General features: G+C 64.3%; 10 protein-coding genes. 8 read left to right on the top strand and 2 right to left on the bottom strand.

What is annotated here, in order from left to right; all coding sequences use genetic code 11:
• Positions 1-6 precede the first annotated feature (6 nt).
• A complete protein-coding gene (gene gyrA, locus JW929_12105) occupies positions 7-2541 on the bottom strand; it encodes a DNA gyrase subunit A (GenBank protein MBN1440142.1) in 2535 nt (844 codons plus the stop codon).
• Between the two features lie 113 nt (positions 2542-2654).
• On the opposite strand from gyrA, the gene JW929_12100 reads away from it, so the two are divergent.
• The 8 genes from JW929_12100 (at position 2655) to JW929_12065 (ending at position 11450) form a co-directional block, all read left to right on the top strand.
• Positions 2655-3173 carry a winged helix-turn-helix transcriptional regulator gene (locus JW929_12100; GenBank protein MBN1440141.1) on the top strand — a complete coding sequence of 173 codons (519 nt, stop codon included), beginning with the start codon at positions 2655-2657 and terminating at the stop codon, positions 3171-3173.
• Positions 3174-4030: 857 nt separating this feature from the next.
• On the top strand, positions 4031-6961 hold the full coding sequence (locus tag JW929_12095; GenBank protein ID MBN1440140.1) for a HEAT repeat domain-containing protein: 2931 nt from the start codon (positions 4031-4033) through the stop codon (positions 6959-6961).
• A 314-nt stretch (positions 6962-7275) separates the two neighbouring features.
• Positions 7276-7611 (top strand): 50S ribosomal protein L21, encoded by a 336-nt coding sequence (gene rplU, locus JW929_12090; protein ID MBN1440139.1) that lies wholly within the window; start codon positions 7276-7278, stop codon positions 7609-7611.
• A gap of 2 nt (positions 7612-7613) precedes the next feature.
• The gene (gene rpmA / locus JW929_12085) at positions 7614-7883 is read left to right on the top strand and encodes a 50S ribosomal protein L27 (GenBank protein ID MBN1440138.1); all 270 of its coding nucleotides are present in this window, start codon (positions 7614-7616) and stop codon (positions 7881-7883) included.
• 65 nt (positions 7884-7948) lie between these two features.
• Positions 7949-8446 (top strand): 50S ribosomal protein L31, encoded by a 498-nt coding sequence (rpmE, locus tag JW929_12080; protein ID MBN1440137.1) that lies wholly within the window; start codon positions 7949-7951, stop codon positions 8444-8446.
• A gap of 264 nt (positions 8447-8710) precedes the next feature.
• Positions 8711-9289, top strand: a complete 579-nt coding sequence (locus JW929_12075) for a thymidine kinase (GenBank protein MBN1440136.1) — start codon at positions 8711-8713, stop codon at positions 9287-9289.
• Entirely contained in the window at positions 9286-9846 is a 561-nt protein-coding gene (hpt, locus tag JW929_12070) for a hypoxanthine phosphoribosyltransferase (protein ID MBN1440135.1), read from the top strand. Before JW929_12075 ends, hpt begins: the two co-directional genes overlap by 4 nt.
• Before the next feature lie 101 nt (positions 9847-9947).
• The gene (locus tag JW929_12065) at positions 9948-11450 is read left to right on the top strand and encodes a CCA tRNA nucleotidyltransferase (GenBank protein ID MBN1440134.1); all 1503 of its coding nucleotides are present in this window, start codon (positions 9948-9950) and stop codon (positions 11448-11450) included.
• 261 nt (positions 11451-11711) lie between these two features.
• Here the strand turns inward: JW929_12065 and JW929_12060 are convergent, their stop codons facing one another.
• Positions 11712-13493 (bottom strand): alkaline phosphatase family protein, encoded by a 1782-nt coding sequence (locus JW929_12060; GenBank protein ID MBN1440133.1) that lies wholly within the window; start codon positions 13491-13493, stop codon positions 11712-11714.
• Positions 13494-14032 lie beyond the last annotated feature (539 nt).

The raw sequence follows: 14032 nt of genomic DNA, 5'->3' as shown, positions 1-14032 counted from the left end.
TCCGGCTTACCCGCTCTTTGGGTTGTGGGTTTTTTCCTTTGCGTCCGTTTCGATCTCGGCCTCCTTCAAGTCCGCGGCCGAGATGCGCGCGATCGAGGCGACGGTGTCCCCTTCCTTTAAATGGATCACGTGGGTGCCCATCGTCGCCCGTCCGGCGCGCCGGATCGCCTTGACCTCGGTGCGCAGAGCCACGCCGCCGGAGGTGATCACGGTCAGGTCGTCGCCCTCGCGCACCACGCGCGCCGCGGCGATCGGGCCGGTCGAGTCGATCGCCTTCTGGGCGATGGTCGCCATTCCGCCGGTCGCGCGCCCCTTGGGCGAGTATTCCGCGAGCGGCGTGCGTTTGCCGAACCCCTTGGTCGTCACCACCAGCAGATCTCCTTCGGGATCAACCACCTCGGCACTGGCGACCGCATCGCCTGGCTTTAGGCGGATTCCAGTCACCCCGGCCGCCGGCCGGCCCATCGGCCGCACCTGGCTCTCCGGGAAGCGCAGCGCTTGGCCGCGCTCCGTCACCAAGATGACTTCCTGAGCGCCGGTCGTCGCCCGCACCCAATCCAAGCTGTCGCCTTCCTCGAGCGTGATGGCGATCAGCCCCGACGGGCGGACCGATTCAAATTCCTTGAGCGATACCCGCTTGATTTTCCCGCGCCGGGTGACCATCGTGCAGAAGGCGGCCGCCTCGAAGGACGGCACCGCCACCGCGGCGGTCACGGTTTCCCCAGCGCCCACCGCCAGGACGTTGGCCACCGGACTGCCGCGGTCGTTGCGGTCGGCCTGCGGGATGCGATGGGCTTTCTCGCTGTAGACCTTGCCCTTGTCGGTGAAGAACAGGATCGTATTCAGGGTCCGCGCCGGGAAGAGGAACTCGACCTCGTCCTCCTCGCGCAGGTCATGGCCGGTCACGCCCTTGCCGCCCCGGGCTTGGGTGCGGTAGACACGCGCGGCCACGCGCTTGATGTAGCCGCGGTGGGTGATACTCACCAGCGCCGCCTCGTCGCGCACCAGGTCCTCTTCGCGCAGCTCCTCGCTGGCGCCTCCGGCGACCGTCGTCCGGCGCTCGTCTCCGTATTTGTCCGCCAGGTCGTCCAGGTCGCCCTGAATCAAGGTCAGGATTTTCTTCGGATGCGCCAGCAGGTCCTCGAGGAAGGCGATAGTTTTCAACACTTCCTTGTGCTCGTCCTCGATTTTCTGGCGTTCCAGCGCCGCCAAGCGCCGCAGCTGCATGTCGAGAATCGCCTGGGCTTGAAGTTCGCTGAGTTTGAAGCGGCTCATCAGCCGCTCTTTGGCTTGATCGGCGTCCTTGGATTCGCGGATCGTCTTGATCACCGCGTCGAGGTTGGCGAGCGCGATCAACAGGCCGTCGAGGATGTGAGCCCGGGCTTTCGCCCGCGCCAGTTCGAAATTCGACCGCCGGGTGATCACCGCCTGGCGGTGCTCGATGTAGATCTGCAACGCGCGCTTGAGCGTGATCAGCCGCGGCTCGCCGTCCACCAGCGCAAGCATCTGCACGCCGAAGGTGCTCTGCAGCGGGGTGTATTTGTACAGTTGGTTGAGGACGGGCTTGGGCGCGGCGCCGCGCTTGAGTTCGATGATGATGCTCATCCCGCGCCGGTCGCTCTCGTCGCGCAGGTCCGAGACCGCGTCGATCCGGTCTTCGCGCACCAATTCGGCGATCCGCTCGATCAGCGCGGTTTTATTGACCTGGTAAGGGATTTCAGTAATCTGGATCCGGTAGCGGCCGCCGGCCATCTCCTCGATGTGGGCCTTGCCGCGCACCACGATCCGCCCCCTCCCGGTGCCGTAGGCCGAGAGGATGCCCTCCATCCCGACGATGATCCCGCCGGTGGGGAAATCCGGGCCGTGGATGTGCTGCATGAGGTCCTCCACGGTCACTTCGTCCATCTCGTCATGGCGGTCGATCAAGTAACGGATCGCGGCGGCCAATTCACGCAGGTTATGGGGCGGGATGTTGGTCGCCATCCCGACTGCGATGCCGGAGGAGCCGTTCAACAGAAGGTTGGGCAGCCGGGCCGGCAGGACTACGGGTTCCTTGAGCGTGCCGTCGAAGTTGTCCGTAAAATCGACGGTGTCCTTGTCGATGTCAAGCAGCATCTCCTCGGCCAGCTTGTTCAGCCTGGCCTCGGTGTAGCGCATGGCCGCCGGCGCGTCGCCGTCGATCGAGCCGAAATTCCCTTGCCCGTCGACCAGCATGTAGCGCATCGAAAAATCCTGCGCCAGCCGGGCCATGGCGTCGTAGACCGCCATGTCCCCGTGGGGGTGGTATTTGCCCAGCACTTCGCCGACGATGCGGGCGCTCTTTTTGTAGGCGCTTCCGGCGCGCACGCCGAGTTCGTGCATTCCGAATAGGATCCGCCGGTGGACGGGCTTAAGCCCGTCGCGGGCGTCGGGAAGGGCCCGGGCAACGATCACGCTCATCGCATAATCGAGGTACGCGCGGCGAACCTGCTCGTCGATGTCTACGTCGTGGACTTTTCCCACGGAAACAGGGGGGTTTTTGTTTTCTTTCTTTTCGGGCATGGGGTGAATTATACCAATCCAAAGGCCTTTTTTCCCCTTTTCCAGGCGGCCCTTTTCATCGTCAGGGATGCCGATTATAATTAGATAAACTAATTTTTTGGATATCTAACCATATGAAAAACACCGCCGAGGCTGTCGCCCGCGAGATTTTGGATGTCGCGCCTTTTGCGATGCGTCTCATCCGCGATGAAATGCGCAGCCGCCGGGGCGCGGACCTCACCGTTCCGCAGTTCCGAACCCTCCTTTTCCTTCAGCGCAAACCCGGCTCCGCGCTTCGCGAACTCGCCGAACACCTCGGCCTCACGCCGCCGACCGTCTCGGCGATGGTCAACAGCCTGGCCGTCCGCGGTTTGATCTGGCGTCCGGATTCCCAGTTCGACCGAAGGCGGGTGGAACTGCGTCTAACTGCTCGCGGAAATGCGCTGGTCGACCGGGTCCGCGCGGAAACGGTTGCGCTTTTTTCGAAGCGGTTCGAGAAAATGCCCCCCGAAGACTGCCAAACAATACTCGCGGCCTTCGAATCATTGCGGGCCGCTCTGCAGGGGGAGAAGGAACAGCCGGATTTGCCCCGCGCCCGCCCTCACGCCCGCTCTCGGGAAGCGGGGGAAGCAGGGGAAGCGGGAGTCGGCTGAGACGTGGCGTGGTCGGGGTAGGCCGCCGTTCTTCGGCGGCCGAAAAAAAACGCGTGTCGGATTGGCTGGTCGATCACCGCCGCGCGGCTCTTTGCGCGGGGCGCATCAAACCTCCGCGGCGGATAAGCCGGTCGAGTAGGCCGCCGCCCTTCGGCGGCCGTCTCGAGACGGCCTGCCTCGTACCCCATCCGGGGTCTCGATCCGCTGGAAGATTACCGGCTGCTCGACCGCTTTATTTCCGAGGACCTATGCCCACTGCTCTTCAAACTTTCTCCCTCACCCACCGCTTCGGCCGACTGACCGCGGGTGGCGTATTGACCCCTGCATTGACTTCCCCGTCATCCGCAGTTTGGAGGGAGAAGGCGAGGAAGGATCGTTGGGGGAGGCGTTTGCGGGGAAAAGCACCGCGGTCTTTTCGTTCGATCGTCCGGCGCCGCCCGTCCTTCCCCGAAACCCGCCAAGGTTGTGCCGCCGGATCGCATGCGCCCGTTACCCCATTAGTCCTGCCATCGTTGGCTTGGAGCGAGACGGCATCCGGCTGTCGTGCGTTTCAATAATGAAAAGATTGCCGGTCCGATCGGCGGCTGGATCCGGCTTTTTCAAGCACGCGGGCGGGGCGCAAACGCGGCCCCGGGAGTCATACCTACTATTCTCCTATGTTTTCTCGGGCAATCCGTATGGTAGAGTAATCATGCAATCACCTGATTCGCATCATCCGTTTTTATTATTCATTATCCGCAATCCAACCCGCCCGAATCCGATCCTCTTTTCTCGGAGGCGGATTTCCGTTTTCGCCTACCGCCGGAGGCGACCTTCCGGCCGGGAGGGTTCAGGGAAACCGCAAGGAGAAGAAAGCCATGTTCCTTTTCGGACCGCCGAACATCGAACGCCTGACGGCCAAGCGCAACGTGAGGGGCCTAGCCCGGGCCTTGGGCTACCGCAAGGCGTGGTTCGTCCGCAAAGCCGCCGCCGAATCGCTTGGCAGCCTCAACGACATCCGCGCCATCGAGCCGCTGACCAACGCGCTGAAAGACGAGGATAAAGACGTGCGCCGTGCCGCCGCCGACGCCCTGGACGCGCTCCACTGGCGGCCGATGAAAAACGAAGCCAGCGCCTATTATTGGATCTCGAAAAAAAACATCGCCCCGTGCGCCGAGATCGGCTCCCCGGCAGTCTTTCCGTTGATCCGCGTCCTGGCCGACCGGGATTGGTCGGATTGCCGGGCTGCCTCGATCGCTCTGGGCCAAATCGGCGACGCCCGCGCCATTCCGCCGCTGATCAACTCCTTGCGCGGAACCGGCTGGGGATTCATCGGCAACGAGGTGACCGAAGCCCTCGGCCGTATGGGCGCGGACGGAGTCGCGCCGCTGTTGGAATTCCTTCTAGATCCCGAGTCCGACGTCCGCCTGGCCGCCGTCCGCGGACTTGGAGCGATCGGCGACGCGCGCGCCGTTCCACCGCTGTATCGGGCCTTGAAGGACGCCGAGGGGAATGTTCGCCAGGCGGCGGCCGAAGCGCTTGGAAAGATCGGGGCATCCGCTGTCGAATCGCTGATCTTGGCCTTGCGGGAAAGTCCGGTCGCCGCGTACGCCGCGCGGTCGCTGGGCGCCATCGGCGATCCGCGCGCCATCCCGCCGCTGATCGAAGCCCTGCACAGCGAGGATTGGGGCATCCGCTCCGCCGCGGTCGAGGCGATCGGCCGCTTCAACGGGATGGCCGTCGACCCGCTGATCTACGGATTGCGCGACCCGGACAAGCACGCGCGCCTGGCGGCGGCCGAAGCGCTGGATCGCCTGGGCTGGCAGCCGAAAGCCGACGCCGCCGGCGTGCACTTCTGGATCTCCAAATGCAATTGGGACCGTTGCGTGGCCCACAAGGCGGCGGCCGTCGAGCCGCTGGTTTCGATGCTGGCGGACGCCGACGGCGACATCCGCAAAGCCTGCGTGGTCGCCCTGGGTAAGATCGGCGACGGCCGTGCCTTCGACCCATTGCTGCGGGCGTTGAAGGACACGCATCCGCCGGTGCGCGAGACGGCCGCCGAAAGCCTCGGCAAGATCGGCGACCGGCGGGCGGTCGATCCCCTGCTCGAAGCCCTGCACGATCCGGATTGGAGGGTACGCGACGCAGCGGCCGAGGCTCTCGGCCGGCTGGGCGACGAGCGCGTGGTGACGCCGCTGGTGGCGGCGCTGAAGGACGACGCCGGCCATGTGCGCGAAGTGGCGGCCGAGGCCCTCGGCCGGATCGGCAGCCTCCACGCCGTGGATCCGCTGATCGAAGCCCTGGCCGATGAGCAGGAAGACCTGCGCAAGTTCGCGGCCGAGGCGCTGGGCCGAATCGGCGACGCCCGCGCCGTCGAGCCGCTGATCCGCGCGCTGGAGTGGGACTACTACGAACTCTTCGAAGCCGCCCTCGCCCGCCAGAAGCTGACCGACACGCGCTCCGAGAAGGAAATCATCGACGAGCTGGTCGAGAAATACGTCTTCATCCGCGAGGCGGCGGCCAAGGCGCTGGGCCGGATCGGCGACGCCCGGGCCGTGGATTCGCTCATCGCCGCGCTGAAATACATCTCGCGCAACGTGCGCGAGGCGGCGGCCGAGGCGTTGGGACGGATCGGCGACGCCCGCGCCGTCGAGCCGCTGATCGATTCGCTCAAGGACCGCGAAGTGGACGTGCACGAATCCGCCGCCGAGGCGCTGGTCAAGATCGGCGACCCGGCCGTCGCCCCGTTGATCGACGTGCTCAAGGAGGAGCGGGGCCAGGTGCTGATTTCCGCAGTCGAGGTCCTGGGGAAAATCGGCGATCCGCACGCGGTCGATCCGCTGATCAACGCGCTGAAAAACGATTCCGCGGAGGTGCGCGAGGCGGCCGCCATCGGCCTGGTGCGGATCGGCCCGCCCTCGGTGGATCCGTTGGTTAACGCGCTCAAATTCGAAAACAAGGAAGTTCGCAAGGCGGCGATCAAGATCCTGGTCAAGCTGGACTGGCAGCCCGAAAAAGACGAGGCCGGCGCCTATTATTGGATCATCAAGCGGCAATGGGACGAATGCGTGGCGATCGGCGCCCCGGCGGTCGATCCGCTGATCACGGCGCTCAAGGACGAGGAAGTGGTGCCGAGCTGCGAGTGGCAGGAGCGCGAGGCGGCGGTGCGTTCGCTCGGCCGGATCGGCAAGCCGGCGGTCGATCCGCTGATCACCGCCTTGCGCTATGAGAACGAAGAGGTCTGCAAGGCGGCGGTGGAAGCTCTGGGGCAGATCGGCGAACCGGCGGTGAAGCCGCTGATCGCCGCGCTTTCCGACGAATATTACGGGGTGTGCATGGCCGCGGCCGAAGCGCTGGGGAAAATCGGCGACAAGCGTGCGGTGGAACCGCTCATCGCCGCGTTGAAAAACGGCGGCTGGTACATGATCCGCAAGGCGGCGGCCGAGGCGCTGGGAAAAATCGGCGATCCGTGCGCGGTCGAGCCGCTGATTCCGGTGCTCAAGGACGAGTACTTCAAAGTCCGCGAAGCCGCATCCGAGGCGCTGATCAAGATCGGCGCTCCCTCGGTCGAGCCGCTGATCACCGCCCTGCAGTACCGGGAGTGGCGGCTGCGCAAAGCCGCCACCGAGGTGCTGGGGAAAATCGGCGACACCCGCGCGGTCGAGCCGCTGATCGCCGCGCTCGAGGATGAAGACAAAGACGTGCGCAAGTCCGTCGCCTGGGGGCTGATCTCGCTTTCCCACAATGCGCCGCTCGACGATGAGGTAAAGCAGCGCATCCTGGCAGTGATCCCAATCGGCAGCAAGTGATTAGGGGTCGGTGAGGGGCTGTTGCAGGGCGGATCGTACGATCCGCCTTTTTTTTGGCACGATTCCGGCTTTCCCGTTTTCCGCAGACCGACTCGGCCTTAAGGCCGAGTCGGTCTGCGGAAAACGAGTCGGATTCGCCGCCTCGCCTCGGCGCCAACCTGCCGTTCGAGCCCGCCGTTGACATCCGCTCTCGGGCTGGTATAATCCCTTCGCGTTGCCCCGGGGCGGCCTTTCCGGGGCAAATGCCTGAATCCACTCCCCCGGCGCCCGGGCCCATTCGGCGTGGCCGCCGGTCCAAGAAGGAGTAGCCGGATATGAAGTACGCCATCGTCCAAAGCGGCGGCAAACAATACCGCGTCTCGGAAGGCTCCATCCTCGAAGTCGACCGCCTCGCCGCCGAACCCGAAAAATCCTACCAATTCGAGGAAGTTTTGATGGTCACCGACGACGGAAAAGTCAACGTCGGCGCGCCGACGGTTTCCGGGGCGAAGGTCAAAGCCGTCGTCCTCGAACACGTCCGCGGGCCCAAGGTGCGCGTGTTCCACTACAAAAGCAAAATGCGCTACCGCAAGACCCAGGGCCACCGCCAGGAGTACACCCGGCTGCGCGTCGAAAAAATCACCGCCGGCAAGAAAGGATCGGAGGATTAACCATGGCCCACAAGAAAGGCGCCGGCTCCAGCCGGAACAACCGCGACAGCCAGTCCCAGCGCCTGGGCGTCAAGCGTTACGGCGGCCAGTTCATCCACGCCGGCACCATCATCATCCGCCAGCGCGGGACCCGCATCCGCCCCGGACAGAACGTCGCCAAGGGCCGCGACGACACGCTCTTCGCCACGGTTGACGGAGTCGTGCAATTCGAGTTCGCCCGCGGCGGACGCCGCAAAGTTAACGTCCTGCCGCCGGAAGCCAAGGCCGCCTGACCCGGCCCTTCCATTCCCCAGCGGCCCGGTACCTCTACGGGTTCTGGACGGAAAGAGACCATCCGATGAAAGTGAAAATTCATCCGAAGTATTTCCCGAACGCCACCGTGATCTGCGCCTGCGGTAACACCTGGCACACCGGATCCACGGTGGAGACGATCCGCACCGACATCTGCTCGAAGTGCCATCCGCTCTTCACCGGCGAACAGCGCATCGTCGACACCGAAGGCCAAGTCGACCGCTTCTACAAGAAGCTGGAAGCCCGCTCGCAGTACGTGGCCGAAGCCAAGGCGCGCGAGGAGGCCAAAACCTCCACCGACCAGCCGATCTCGATTCTCGAGCTGGGTGAGCGCGTCGAAGGTGCGCTGAGGAAGGCCGGCATCGAGAAGATCAGCCAAGCGCTGGAGAAACTCGCCCTGGGCGACGACGCCGTGCTCGCGATCGAGGGCTTTGGACGTAAGAGTCTGATCGATATGAAGAAGCGCATGCGCTCGCGCGGCTTCGTCCTTCCCGGCGACGCCGAACCGGCGCCGGACGCCGCGGTAGAAACCCCGGCGGCCTGAGCCGGGACCCGCTCATGAAATCCCACCGGGCAGTCGATCGACTGCCCGGTTCGTTTGCCCCTCCCCTATTCCCCCCGATGGAATGCCGAAAAAAGGCACTGCAATCACGATCCCTACCTCCCTCCCCTTTTCTCCCTTGCCAATCCGGCAACTCGAGAGATTTCGATGAGGAGAATCTCAGCGCCGTTTGGGGAAAGCTGGGGAGGACCCGAATCGGTTTTCCCCTTCTGCGGTAAACTTGGTTCTTTGGAAAGAGGATTGCGCATGCCCGCCACCGGCTCGCTCGAGGTGATCACCGGCCCGATGTTCAGCGGGAAGACCGACGAACTCATCCGCCGGCTGCGCCGCGCGCGCATCGCCCGCCAGAAGGTTCAGGTGTTCTTCCCGGCGGCGGATTCGCGCTACGCCGGATACGGTTGCGCCAAGGTCGCCTCGCACGCGGGCGCGGAATTCGACGCCGTGCCGGTCCGCTCCGCGCAGGAAATCCTGCCGGCGGTGGAAGCCGAGACCGGCCTGGTGGGGATCGACGATGCCCATTTCTTCGACGACGACCTGCTCCGCGTCGCGCAGAAGCTGGCATCCGCGGGCGTGCGGGTGATCGTCGCCGGCCTCGACACCGATTTCCGCGGCGAACCTTTCGGACCGATGCCGGCCCTGATGGCCCAAGCCGAGCGGCTCGACAAGCTCCAAGCGATCTGCATGGTCTGCGGCGAACCCGCCTCACGCACCCAGCGGCTGATCAACGGCCGGCCGGCCGGCGCCCACGAACCGGTCCTCGTCGTGGGTGCCGGCGAGCTCTACGAAGCGCGCTGCCGCGCGCACCACGAGGTGCCGAGGGCATGAACGGCGCACCGGTATCCCCGCCGCAGAGACAGAAAGTGCTGATCTCCGCCGAGCGGATCCAGGCCAGGGTTCGGGAATTGGCCGAGGCGATCGACCGCGATTACGCCGGAAAGAACCCGATGCTGGTCTGCATCCTGCGCGGCGGCGTGATCTTCCTGGCGGACCTGGTGCGCCAGCTGCGCATCCCGCTTGTTGTGGATTTCATGGCGGTCTCGTCCTACGCTCCGAGCGCGCGCCAATCCTCCGGGCAGGTGCGGATCACCTTCGACCTGGGATCCGCGATCGCCGGCCGCGACGTGCTGGTGGTCGAGGACATCATCGACAGCGGACGTACCCTCGCCTCCGTCCTGGAACTGTTGCACGCGCGGCGCCCCCGCTCGCTCGAGGTGTGCGTCCTGCTCGATAAAACCGAACGGCGCAAGGTGGAGATCCCCCTGCGCTACTGCGGCTTCGCCATCCCCGACCGCTATGTGTTCGGGTACGGACTGGACATCGACGAATATAACCGCAACCTTCCGTACATCGCGGTAGAGGCGGAAAATCCTTCCGGAAAATGACCCCCCGCGCGGCAAGCCCCCCGCTTCCCCCGCTTCGCGTGGGCGGGCGCGAGGCCAGGCGCGGGGCATTCATCATCCCGCGAAAGCGGAATAAGGATCCGATGAGCAAAACGGTGAACTCCCAAGGAAAAGCGCCTGGCTTCCCCCTGCCCCCGATCGTGGAAGAGATTCGCGCCCACCTTCCCGAGGGCGACGCTTTCCTGGTCGGCGGCGCCATCCGCGATTCGATTCTCCGCCGGCCGGTCTTCGACATCGACATCTGCCTGCGCGGAAGCGGCGTCCATGCGGCCAAGATGGTGGCCGATGCGTTCGGCGCCGCCTGCTATCCGCTGGATGCAGAGCGCGGGATCGGCCGCGTGATCCTCTTGCGCGGGAACATCCGCTACACGCTCGATTTTGCTTCGCTGCGCACGGCGTCGATCGAGGAGGATCTCGCCCTGCGCGATTTCACGTCCAACGCGATCGCCCTGCCCCTGGCGGCGGAATCCGGTTTGATCGATCCTCTGCGCGGGGAGTCCGACGTGCGCGGCGGAATCCTGCGCGCCTGTTCTCCGCACGCCATCGACGATGACCCGGTGCGGGCTATCCGGGCCGTCCGGCTCGCCACCCAACTCGGCTTCCGCATCGAAAAAATCACCAAGGAACAGGCGCGGGCCGGCGCCGCCGTGCTTGGCAGAGCCTCGTCCGAGCGAATCCGCGACGAGTTCTTCCGAATCCTGTCCGGACGAAAGGCCGCCGCAGCCGTCGCCTCTCTGAAATCACTCGGGCTGTTAAGGGAGATCCTTCCGGAAACCGCAGGCCTGGACGGGATGGGACGGGCGGAATCGCGCCGCGACAGCGTTTGGGGGCACACCCTGACGGTTCTGGAAAAACTGGAGATGGCGTGCGATTTACTGGCGCGGGAAGAATCCGAAGGGGACCGCGCCGCCGGAGCCCTGGCCTTCGCGCGCGACCGATTGAACCGGTTCCGCGGACCCCTGGCCGAATACCTCGCGCGCCCGATCTGCGATGAGCGCCCGGTGCGCGGCCTCCTTTTCCTGGCCGCCATCCTCCACGACGCCGCCAAGCCGGAAACCCGCAGCGTGAACGCCCTCGGCGAGGTGCATTACCTGGGGCACGAACAACTCGGCGCGGATTGGGCCCAATACCGCTCCGCCGCGCTCCGGTTTTCGAACGATGAGGCGGATTTTATTTCCAAGATCGTCCGCAACCACATGCGTCCGCGCCTGCTGCAATCCAGCGGACCGGTCACCCGGCGGGCAGTGTTCCGCTTCTTCCGCGGAACCGGCCCGTGCGGCATTTCGGTCTGCCTGCTGTTTCTGGCGGATGTGCTCGCTTCTCACCCGGCGGAGGATTCCCCGGAGCCGTGGCCGTCCGCGGTCGAGACGGTGCATTCCCTCCTCGAGGGATATTTCGAACGGCCTGAGGAGATCGTCCACCCGGCTCCTCTGCTCTCAGGTGACGACCTGATGCGCGAGTTTGACCTGCGTCCCGGGCCGCAGATCGGAGAACTGCTCGACGCACTGCGCGAGGCGCAGGCGGCGGGAGAGGTCGGCTCACGCGAGGAGGCACTCGCGTTGGTCGAACGCGGCCTGGGACGGTAATGCATCCACGCTGGGCGCGAGGGAGAACCGCAAGGGAAGAACAGAAGAATATGGGTATCTCCTCAGCCTTCCCCTCATGCGCCCTGTGTCGCTTTCCTTCGCTTTACCTCACTCCGCTCGGGACAGACGCTCCGGGACAGATTCGGATACCTTTACCGGAATTGCTCCGGGACCGGCTTGACAACTCCACAACATCGGAAAAAGTCTGCTTAAGTTGAAAAAAAACCGCCTTTGAAGGCGGGGTTTTTTCAGACATTTGTCCTATCGTCTGCGGCCGCCGCGGCCGGTTCGTCTCCTCGAAGTCGCGGCGCGCTCCGCAGGCTGCTTCGGCGCAGCCTCCGATACGGAACGTTTGGGATGCGATTTTACCCCGGCTTCCCGGACAGCCGGCCGCTTGGCCAGCGCCGCGGCGCCTGCCAGGACGCCTCCCAGAATCGCCAGAGTGAAGATCTGGATCATCGCCAGCAGGCCGAAGAACGCGCTGTTCACCTCCGGAAGGGTCCAGCGGACCACCGTCCCGTTGAGAAGGAAATGGGCCGCCACCAACAACGATAGAAGGCACAGGAACAAGCCCGCCAGGGCAAGGGTGTTTCCGGCGGCTTCTTCCATCCCCGCCGAAAGGGTCTTGCGCCAGATGACGTCCGCGAGCCAAGCGGCGAGAAAGCCCGCCGCGGAGGATACGACGATCGCCAGGATGAAGACCGTCTGGTTCGGCGCCCGGCTCAGCGAGAAGGTCTGCTGGAAGGCGAACAGGTAGACGGCGGAAAACGCCAGAGCGTAGAGCAGGAACAGGAAAACCCGCTCCAACAGCCTGCGGCTGAAGAATTTCCATCCCAAGTAGATTGCCGCAGCCGCGGGCAGGAACAGCAAAAAGGCGCGGCCCATCACTTCTCCGCCCAAGCGGTTGCCCCGCGCGCGTTCGATGCCGGCCTGATATTTGACGACCGGGTTTTCCTCCTCGAGATCGAGCTTGGCCGTGAAGGTGGTGTTTCCGGTTCCAATCATCCTTGTGTAGTATTCATACAATTGTTTTTGCTGAACGCCGGCAGCGGCGGGCAGGGCGTCGAGCACTTCCTGATCCAGCGTGAGCATCCACCACAGCACCTGGCCTTGGCTGGAGGAAGGGATGGCGGCGCCGAGCAGGGCCGCGGCGGTGGGCGCCACGTCCACCATCTGCATCTGTCCGAAATACCCCGGCCAAACGCCCGCCCCGGCCAGGATGAAGGGCTCCACCAAATTGTCCGCCTCCGGACCGCCATGGCCTCCGGCATCGATCTGGCCGTGATCGCTGACGATCATCAAGGTATCCTTCGAGAAATCCATCATCGAGGCCAGCATCTGGATCATCGCGTCCACCCGGGTGGCGGCGTCTTTGTAGGCTGCGCCGTTCGGGCCGCCGCGGTTGTCTCCGGCGTCGTCCACCTGGCAGAAATGGATCAGCATCAAATTCTGTCCGCCGGATTGGACCCGCGCCAGTGCCTTGTTGAGAATCAGGTTGTCCCCGAACTGATCGCAATGATCGGTGAAGAAGCCTTCGGAGATGTCCGGGGCGGGAATCATCTTTTCGAACGGATCGTGCGCCGCGATGAACGTTACGCCGCCCGTGCGGTGGACCGCGGAGAAGAGGTTGTCCTGAGTCCAGACCCGGATCGCATCTCGGTCCATGTTGAGCGCGGGGCCGTCGTTGAGATCCGGCCAGGCGCCAATTAGCAGGGTGGAATACCCGGGCTGGGAATAGGAAAACGGCCGGCTGTGCATGGTAGCCCAAGCGCCCTGCTCGCGCAGGGTCTGCAGGTACGGCATCAGGTCCGGGTCGTGCGAGACATCTTCGCGCAGGCCGTCCACCAGGATGATGACCAGCCGTTCCGAAACGGCGTGTCCAAGCGGCTCCTGCACCAACGGCGGAGCAGAGGACAGCGGCGACCGGTAGTCATAAACGGATTCCATCAACCTTACCGTCCAAAGGATCGCCAGGAAGCCCGCCGCCGCAAAAAGGCACCCGGCAATGAAAAAACGGGAACGCAGAAAACTGGGTATCGTCATGCCTTCTTCTCCCAAAGGGTGGAATTGACCTCTTCAAGAAAACCGGGGAGGGCCGGGAGGATTCCCGAATCTTCGGAAACCCCGGCCTTCCCGCGGACAACTACCAGCCAAGAAGGGGAAGCTTCTTTCCATGAGGTCTCGCCAGCGGGCTATGATAACAGGTTTATGCCCCTCTGGGTATCAGCCGGAAGCAGTCGGAGTGTCATCTCCGTCAGGCGGAAAATAAGGGGAATCCTTACCCCCCGCCCTGCCCTGAAAGCCGGCCTCACACAAGGGGCTGACGATGTTCCATTTTTGGGAATTACGGGATGGAAGGGATACATGGTTGCCAGCGGCATTCTACGGAAAAAAAAGCGCCAGCCGAGGGGGGCGGCCGGCGCTTGGTCGTAGGGGAAACCCCCTCGTACCAACTATAGTATACCTTAAACCGGCATATGAATCGAGATCTTGCCGGGTGCAAATTCCGGTCAATTCGGCCACCGATTCCGGTGTAATCCGGCCGCCCCATACCAACCCTCCATCATCAGCGACGAGATTGT

The sequence above is a fragment of the Anaerolineales bacterium genome (assembly GCA_016928575.1).
Lineage (GTDB): Bacteria > Chloroflexota > Anaerolineae > Anaerolineales > RBG-16-64-43 > JAFGKK01.
This window is presented reverse-complemented; position numbering and strand designations above follow the sequence as displayed.

Excerpts from the sequence above, each read along its gene's own strand:
- gyrA (MBN1440142.1), bottom strand. The coding sequence starts at position 2,541 with ATGCCCGAAAAGAAAGAAAACAAAAACCCCCCTGTTTCCGTGGGAAAA.
- rpmE (MBN1440137.1), top strand. The coding sequence starts at position 7,949 with ATGAAAGTGAAAATTCATCCGAAGTATTTCCCGAACGCCACCGTGATC.
- JW929_12060 (MBN1440133.1), bottom strand. The coding sequence starts at position 13,493 with ATGACGATACCCAGTTTTCTGCGTTCCCGTTTTTTCATTGCCGGGTGC.
- rpmA (MBN1440138.1), top strand. The coding sequence starts at position 7,614 with ATGGCCCACAAGAAAGGCGCCGGCTCCAGCCGGAACAACCGCGACAGC.
- JW929_12065 (MBN1440134.1), top strand. The coding sequence starts at position 9,948 with ATGAGCAAAACGGTGAACTCCCAAGGAAAAGCGCCTGGCTTCCCCCTG.
- JW929_12095 (MBN1440140.1), top strand. The coding sequence starts at position 4,031 with ATGTTCCTTTTCGGACCGCCGAACATCGAACGCCTGACGGCCAAGCGC.
- JW929_12075 (MBN1440136.1), top strand. The coding sequence starts at position 8,711 with ATGCCCGCCACCGGCTCGCTCGAGGTGATCACCGGCCCGATGTTCAGC.
- hpt (MBN1440135.1), top strand. The coding sequence starts at position 9,286 with ATGAACGGCGCACCGGTATCCCCGCCGCAGAGACAGAAAGTGCTGATC.
- rplU (MBN1440139.1), top strand. The coding sequence starts at position 7,276 with ATGAAGTACGCCATCGTCCAAAGCGGCGGCAAACAATACCGCGTCTCG.
- JW929_12100 (MBN1440141.1), top strand. The coding sequence starts at position 2,655 with ATGAAAAACACCGCCGAGGCTGTCGCCCGCGAGATTTTGGATGTCGCG.